We start from the raw sequence: 7157 nt of genomic DNA, 5'->3' as shown, positions 1-7157 counted from the left end.
CTGAGCTGTTCCTCGCCGCGAAAGTTCAGCACGTCCAGACTGTAAGGGCTGTTCCAGATATCAAGTGAGTAGCGGGACAAACCTGTCGCATCAGGGAGAAGATTTTTCAGGATATCAACCACAGAAACCTCCATTTAATCTTTGAGTGGTAACAACGTAAGCTGCCCGTTACTGAGTTCCAGCGTGCGGGGCTTGTCGGGATCAAGCTCTTCCCGTTTCAGGACCACCCGCCAGGTATCATGTTGTCTGTCCGGGTTGCGAAACAACGCCACCACGGCGACAAACTGAGCATCGGGTTCCATGGGCATATCCAGTGATACATCACCGCCCGGCATCACCAGCACTTCCTTAGAGGCCAGGGCATCGGCTTTTAACAGGTTGTCGGCCTGAAGCAGCAGCTTTTCATAATCCGCGGCGTCAAAGGCTTTGCGATCTTTAAGCTGATAAACACGCACCATGGTGGCAAGTGATGACTGATCGCCTTCATCTGTGTTCATAGAAGTGCGCGGGGAAAAATCGAGATGCAGTGTTTTAATTTGCTTATAGAAAATCGCTTTGGTCACGCCTTTGGTGCCATCGACCACTTTCTGAGTCAGGCCACATCCGCTAAGCAGAGCCGCGAGCAGAAACAGGCTGAAATACTGCCATCTTATAGGTGAGGAAATTATTTTTGCCATCAGGGCATCCTTTTTCTTCATTCGCAAAAAATATTGTGTCCCTGCAATGTCTTGATTGCAGGGTTAACGGAACCGGTATTCTCCCGACTCAGCGGGTAGCAAGGGTTCTTCATGTACACCCTGATAGGTGCCGAGGCTGACGGTCATACTTTGCGGCAGGCTGTCACGTTTGCTTTCCTGTAAACCCAGCACGGCGTACAGTTTCACGCGGAAGAAGCCCGGGTTGTCTTCGATATCTTCGACGGTCACTTTGGCGTCACGCAGCGGGTGAGAGGCTTGCAGGTCGTCGCCCGGGTCAGTCATTTCAGTGACCAGCGTACGGATCCAGGTGTTCAGTTCCAGTTCCAGCAGACGACGGTCTTTGGTGGTGCCGATATTTTCCCGCTGAATCAGCTTCAGGTAGTGTGCGATGCGTGAAAGCAGGAAGATGTACGGCAGGCGTGCATTGATGCGGCTGTTTGCAGTGGCATTGGCAGTATCGTACAGCGCCGGTTTCTGCGCAGAGTTCGCGGAGAAGAAGCAGGAGTAATCGCGGTTTTTGTAGTAAGACAGCGGGATAAAGCCCAGATTGGCAAATTCAAATTCGCGGGTTTCCGGGATCATCACTTCTGACGGGATTTTCACCTGATTGCCGGTGCCGAGATCGTACAGATGGATCGGCAGATCAGTCACTGCACCGCCCGCCTGTGGGCCACGGATTTGCACACACCAGCCATTTTTGATGAAGCTTTTCACCATGTTGGCCGCAAAGGCGAACGCCGCGTTTGTCCACAGATATTTCTCGTGATCCGGACCTTTCACTTCTTCAACGTAGTTGAAGCTGCGAACAGGAACGGTATCCGGACCATACGGCAGGCGACCGAGTACGCGCGGCATGGTCAGACCGATATAGCGGGAATCGTCAGAATCGCGGAAGGATTTCCACTTGATGTATTCCGCACGGTCAAAGTAGTTGCCGATATCTTTAATCGCCGCCACTTCTTCCATGGAATCTTTCAGGAAGAATTTAGGGCCGACCGCACCGACGAATGGCATATGCGCAGCGGCAGATACTTTAGAAATGTTACGCAGCAGGGCGACATCTTGCGCCGACGCGTCAAACTCGTAGTTGGAAATCACAGAACCGATTGGCTCGCCGCCCGGAGTGTCATATTCCTGAATGTAGGTATGGCGGTACAGGCCGCTCTGGATGATCTCAGGACAATCTTCGAAGTCCTGACGGAGGTCGTCTTTAGACACATCCAGCAGTTCAATTTTTACGTTCTGGCGGAAATCAGTACGATCAACCAGGAACTTCAGACCACGCCAGCCGGATTCAATACGCTGAAATTCCGGGTGATGCATGACCACATCCAACTGACGGCTGATCTGGCTGTCGAGTTCGGCGATATGATGATCGAGCAGGGTTTTGTCCAGACGTTCAACCGTCTGACCGGACAGCTTCAGGCGCTCAAGGAAGACCTGTACAGCGGCAGTGACACGCTGATCAGCGGTGACATCGGCCAGCGCAGACGTATCCTGAAAATCGTTCAGATCACCCAGTGAGGACACAGGCGTCAGGTTGATTTTATCAAACAGGGAAGCGTATACCGTACCGGCTTCAGGGCGATCCAGAACCGTTGTCTGGCTGGAAGAAGAGTTTTCAGTGTTGACTGACATGAGCATTATCTCGCATTAATCCATTAAGTGGAGGCAATTACGCCTTTGGCGCCAGGGCATTAAGTTCAGTGCGCAGTTCATTGCTCAGCGCAGGATCTTTTAGAATGGCTTCGAGCTCTTTACGGAAGGTGACGTTGTCGAGCAGATTGGATTTGAGGTCACGTAATAAGTTACGCATTGCCAGCATCGCGCGCAGTTGGGGGATCTGACGGGCAACCTGTTCTGGCTCAAAATCTTTCATTTCATTGAAATTTAGAGAGATATTTTCTTCGCTGCGATCACCTGTTAGCGTATTTTCCACGGTCAGGTTCAGTGAAGGGCTGAATTCAGCCAGTACGCTGTTAAAGTTATTCTTATTAATGTTAACTTTTTCGCGTTCAGATAACGGACGGTTCTCTTTTCCATTACTGTAATCACCCATTACCATCAATTTTAACGGTAATTCGACTTTCTTCTGTGCGCCGCCAGTGTGTAGATCAAGTTTTATGTTAACGCGCGCTTTCGGAATTTCATTCTGGAAGCTATTAGACATGCTTATCCCTTACTTATAGAGTGATAAACGCTGCCAATGATTCTTAAAATATGATATTGGCAACCCTGCCAAAACTACATCCTTTTCCGAGGAAAACTTCGGAATAATTCAGGGTCACAAGCGATTCAAAATATTTATGAGAAACATTTCGCAGTGTGTTTTGAATTTTTCTGAAAATAATATTGCAGGTAAATACCTGTGGTGACATTTTAGGTAAATATTACGCAGCATTGACATTTAAATGGTGTAACAAAACATTTCTATTGGTGCGGCGTGACACACTCGCTTATGTTCATTGATATATAGGAGTTTTATCCAAACTTGCAGCAGGCCTTATAGAATGCGGGTGTGACTTAAGTAAAATTTTATGAGGGTCTGCAGTTTCAAGTAAAAAGTGACAAAAAATAAATTAACTATTCTTTTAAATCACTTCATTAAAACCATTCAACTTAACTCAGTATCGTATTTAATTCATAATCATTACTCTATAAAAAACAATAATAGTATTCACGGTGATAATGTTTACAATTAATTTTCAAAAAAAGTTTCATGAAAATTTTTTCATTTTTAGTGGGGTTAGTTGTATTAATAACGATAAGCAGGGGTAAGTATCCTGCATGAGGTCATATTTATATCTTTAATGTAAGTGTTGACAATAATTTTTTGGAAAACACTCAGATTACTCACAGGTGTTTTGACTGCAGTAAACGTCTTTAAAACATGTTCGGAAATTTCTCCTACGGTCGATCATCGTGCCACAAATTGCAGATAGTGCGCTGGAAATATTAAATATTTGAACAGGAATGCCGATAAACAGATTCCCGCTTTATTTTGAGAATCTCCCGATGTCGCTTAAAAAGTCGTCTTTACTTGTTCTTGTTATTCTTTTCGCACTCTTTTTCACCAGTATGCTTTCGAATGTTTGGCTGCTCACCCGGAGTAATCATTCACTGGATGATGTGAACAAGGAAATCCGTGTGGTGCTTTCTATTATCGACCCCATTAACCACAGCCGAACCTCGCGTGTTCGCGTGATGGAATATATGAAAGAAATTGAAAATGGAGACGGTCAGCAGTCAAAATCTGCTCTGGACGGAGTCACTGAGGTCATCGGTAAAGCCGATGCGGCGTTTCAGACGTATCTTGATGTGCCGAAATTGCCTGGTGAAAGTGAACTGGCCGATGAATACCGCAATACGTACCAGGACTATCGCCAGAACGGTATCCAGCCCTTGATTGACGCTGCAAAGTCCGGTGATCAGGCAGCGTTCAAAGCCCGGATCCCTGCGGTGGTGAAACTCGATCGTCAGTATGAAATCGTGTTGGATAAAGTGTTGGCCCTCCATGAACAGTACGCAAAAAATTTTAATAATGTTGCACAAAGTCATTTCAAATTTGGTATCGGTTTGACGGTCGGTTTTGGTTTGTTATTTCTGATCATCATTATCAGTGTTCTGGTGTTAATGAAGCGCTTTGTTCTGCTACCGCTGCTGAGTTCTCGCGATCACTGCCGTCAGATTGCTGAAGGTTATCTCGATACGCCAGTACCGGTGAAGGCCAAATCCCGCAGTGAGATTGAAGAGTTGATGCAGTCGATAGAACATATGCGTCAGTCGCTGACCAGAATTATAAGGCAGGTACGCGACACCAGCCATACCGTGGCGCATGCATCGCAGGAAATCTCCGCAGGTAATATTGATCTGGCTTCCCGCACTGAACAACAGGCCGCAGCGCTGACACAAACCGCCGCCAGCATGGAAGAACTTGGTGCGACGGTAAAACAAAATACCGAAAATGTCTCCCGGGCAAGCAGTCTGACACGTGAAGCTGTCCAAAACGCGCGCGCAGGCGAGAAAGTCGCTCAGGACGTGATTGGTACGATGGGGCGTATTAACAGCAGTTCGAAAAAAATCGAAGATATTACAGGTGTGATCAATAGTATCGCTTTTCAGACAAACATTCTGGCGCTCAATGCCGCTGTTGAAGCGGCACGCGCGGGTGAGCAGGGGCGTGGATTTGCAGTGGTGGCCAGTGAAGTGCGCAGTCTGGCGCAGCGCAGCGCCATGGCAGCAAAAGAAATCGAAAGTCTGATTTCTGAATCGGTGGCGAATATTCGCGAAGGGTCGGATGAGGTCTCACGCACCGGCGATTCCATTTCAGCGATCATTTCCTCTGTCACTCAGATTAATATATTAATGGAACATATCTCGATAGCCTCTGATGAACAAAGCCGCGGGATTAGCCAGATTGAACAGGCGGTGACAGAAATTGATGGCGTGACGCAACAAAACGCAGCGCTGGTTCAGGAATCGGCTGCCGCAGCGGCCTCGCTGGAAGAACAGGTTCTTCATCTGACCCGCTCAGTATCAGCGTTCAGACTGGCAACAGTGTAATCAGATCGTTGTAATGACATAGCTTATTGAAATAGATGCGGTGATTAGCCGCCTCTATTTTACTGAATAACGTTACCGGAACACCCCCACGGCTTCAACCAGACGGTCGGCCTGTTGCTTCAGACCTGAAGAAGCATTGGCACCTTCCTGAACCTGAATGGAATTTTGATGTGTGATGCGGTCCAGTTCTTCAATGGCTTTGGCAATATCCAGTAATCCCTGATTTTGTTCGCCAGTGGCGCTTCGGATTTGCCCGATGAGTGACGTCACATTTCGCACCTGAGAGACGATGTCGGCCATCGTTTTCCCTGCCTGATCAACCTGCTTCGATCCCGACACTACCGTTTCCACACTGCTGTCGATCAGGCGTTTAATTTCGCTGGCTGCGCTGGCGCTTCGTTGTGCCAGGCTGCGCACTTCTCCGGCAACCACGGCGAAGCCTTTGCCTTGTTCACCCGCGCGAGCCGCTTCAACTGCGGCATTGAGCGCCAGAATGTTCGTCTGGAAAGCGATGCCATCAATAACATTGGTGATGGTGGCAATTTGTCGCGAACTGCCGGTGATTTCCTGCATAGTGCCGACAACTTCCTGCATAGCATTGCTGCCTTTTTCTGCCGCCGCACTTGCTATCAGTGAAAGTTTGTCGGCTTCGGCTGCCGTCTGTGTGTTGCTTTCAACTGTCGTGCTCATCTCATTCATTGCTGCAGCAGTTTGTCCAACGTTAGCGGCAGTTTGTTCAGTACGTTGACTCAGGGCTTCATTACCATTCGCCAGTGACTCACTGGCCGTGCGGACTTTGTGCGCCTGGTCGTTGACATCATCCACCATCCAACGGCAAATCAATCCGAGCTGGCCAACAGATCGTAACGTCATACCAATTTCATCGACCCGCTCCATTGGCGTGATCGTATGACTCGCGCCGCTGGCAACGCGCAAGGTCTGACTGCAAAGCTGTTCGACCGGGCGGGTAATCTGCCATTCCATCCAGAAATTCAGCAACAGAATGAAAAATGCATTGAGTGCCAATGCGGTATTCATCTGTATCACGGGCAGGGCAGTCAGCGCAGAAATGACGAGTGAGTTAAGGACGAGTAAAACCAGCAAACCGCTGCGGATCCGCCAGCGCACAGAAAGCGTTTTTAAAATAGAAAAACTGCGGGTAATGCCGGTACGGATCAACAATCCCCGATGCAAGCGGCGGTTGTTCAGTTCACCGCGATTCATTTTGTCATAAAGCGCCTGGGTTGCATTAATCTCTGCAGTAGTCGGTTTGGTGCGGACAGAAAGGTAACCTTTGGTTTTACCGCCACGAATGATCGGTACGACGTTGGCACGTACCCAATAATGATCGCCATTGCTGCGGCGGTTTTTCACCAGTGCTGTCCAGGGGAAACCCTGTTGTAATGTAGCCCACATATCTTTGAATGCCGAAGGAGGCATATCGGGATGGCGCACAACATTGTGAGGCTGCCCGATAATATCTTCACTGGCAAAACCGCTAACTTCTATAAATGCATCGTTGGCGTAGGTAATACGGCTTTCGGCATCTGTCGTTGACATCAATGTTGCGTCGTCAGGGTATTGATATTCCCGTTGTGATATTGGCTGATTATTGCGCATAGTGACATTTCCATGGCCAGACTGCGGTTTAAGTGAGATTAAGGATCCTTAACTATTAACATTTCGGCATAAGCAAAATTTTCTTTAGGGAAACATGACGTTATTTATGACGACAACCGTTATTAGGGCGAATGCATACGGGTGAAAACGTCGGTTTTTTCGCCAATTCATAACGTATAACGAAGATATGAGTAAAAAATATGCGTTATATCATCATGTCTGTTGATTTTATGAACAACACACAACGGCTGGCTCACCATAAATCCCCTTCATAAT

The 7157-nt window shown here is 47.9% G+C and carries 5 protein-coding genes; 1 reads left to right on the top strand and 4 read right to left on the bottom strand.

Annotated features, from left to right (window positions below; translation table 11 throughout):
- Positions 1-134: 134 nt before the first annotated feature.
- The 3 genes from tssJ to tssB form a co-directional block, all read right to left on the bottom strand.
- Positions 135-677: a type VI secretion system lipoprotein TssJ gene (tssJ, locus tag DXU84_RS08045; RefSeq protein WP_112151599.1), complete on the bottom strand. Its 543-nt coding sequence runs from the start codon at positions 675-677 to the stop codon at positions 135-137.
- A 63-nt stretch (positions 678-740) separates the two neighbouring features.
- Positions 741-2342, bottom strand: coding sequence for a type VI secretion system contractile sheath large subunit (tssC, locus tag DXU84_RS08040; protein WP_153375358.1), 1602 nt, complete (start codon positions 2340-2342; stop codon positions 741-743).
- A 31-nt stretch (positions 2343-2373) separates the two neighbouring features.
- Positions 2374-2868, bottom strand: coding sequence for a type VI secretion system contractile sheath small subunit (gene tssB / locus DXU84_RS08035; RefSeq protein ID WP_013577825.1), 495 nt, complete (start codon positions 2866-2868; stop codon positions 2374-2376).
- 845 nt (positions 2869-3713) lie between these two features.
- Between tssB and DXU84_RS08030 the strand changes: the two genes are divergently transcribed.
- Positions 3714-5261 (top strand): methyl-accepting chemotaxis protein, encoded by a 1548-nt coding sequence (locus tag DXU84_RS08030; protein WP_153375356.1) that lies wholly within the window; start codon positions 3714-3716, stop codon positions 5259-5261.
- 72 nt (positions 5262-5333) lie between these two features.
- On the opposite strand, the gene DXU84_RS08025 is transcribed toward DXU84_RS08030, so the two are convergent.
- A complete protein-coding gene (locus tag DXU84_RS08025; protein ID WP_013577823.1) occupies positions 5334-6881 on the bottom strand; it encodes a PAS domain-containing methyl-accepting chemotaxis protein in 1548 nt (515 codons plus the stop codon).
- Between the last annotated feature and the right edge of the window lie 276 nt (positions 6882-7157).

The organism is Rahnella sp. RcJ3 (assembly GCF_009498575.1).
GTDB classification, from domain to species: domain Bacteria; phylum Pseudomonadota; class Gammaproteobacteria; order Enterobacterales; family Enterobacteriaceae; genus Rahnella; species Rahnella aceris.
Note: the sequence above shows the minus strand (reverse complement) of the source record. Positions and strands in the feature narration are given on the sequence as shown.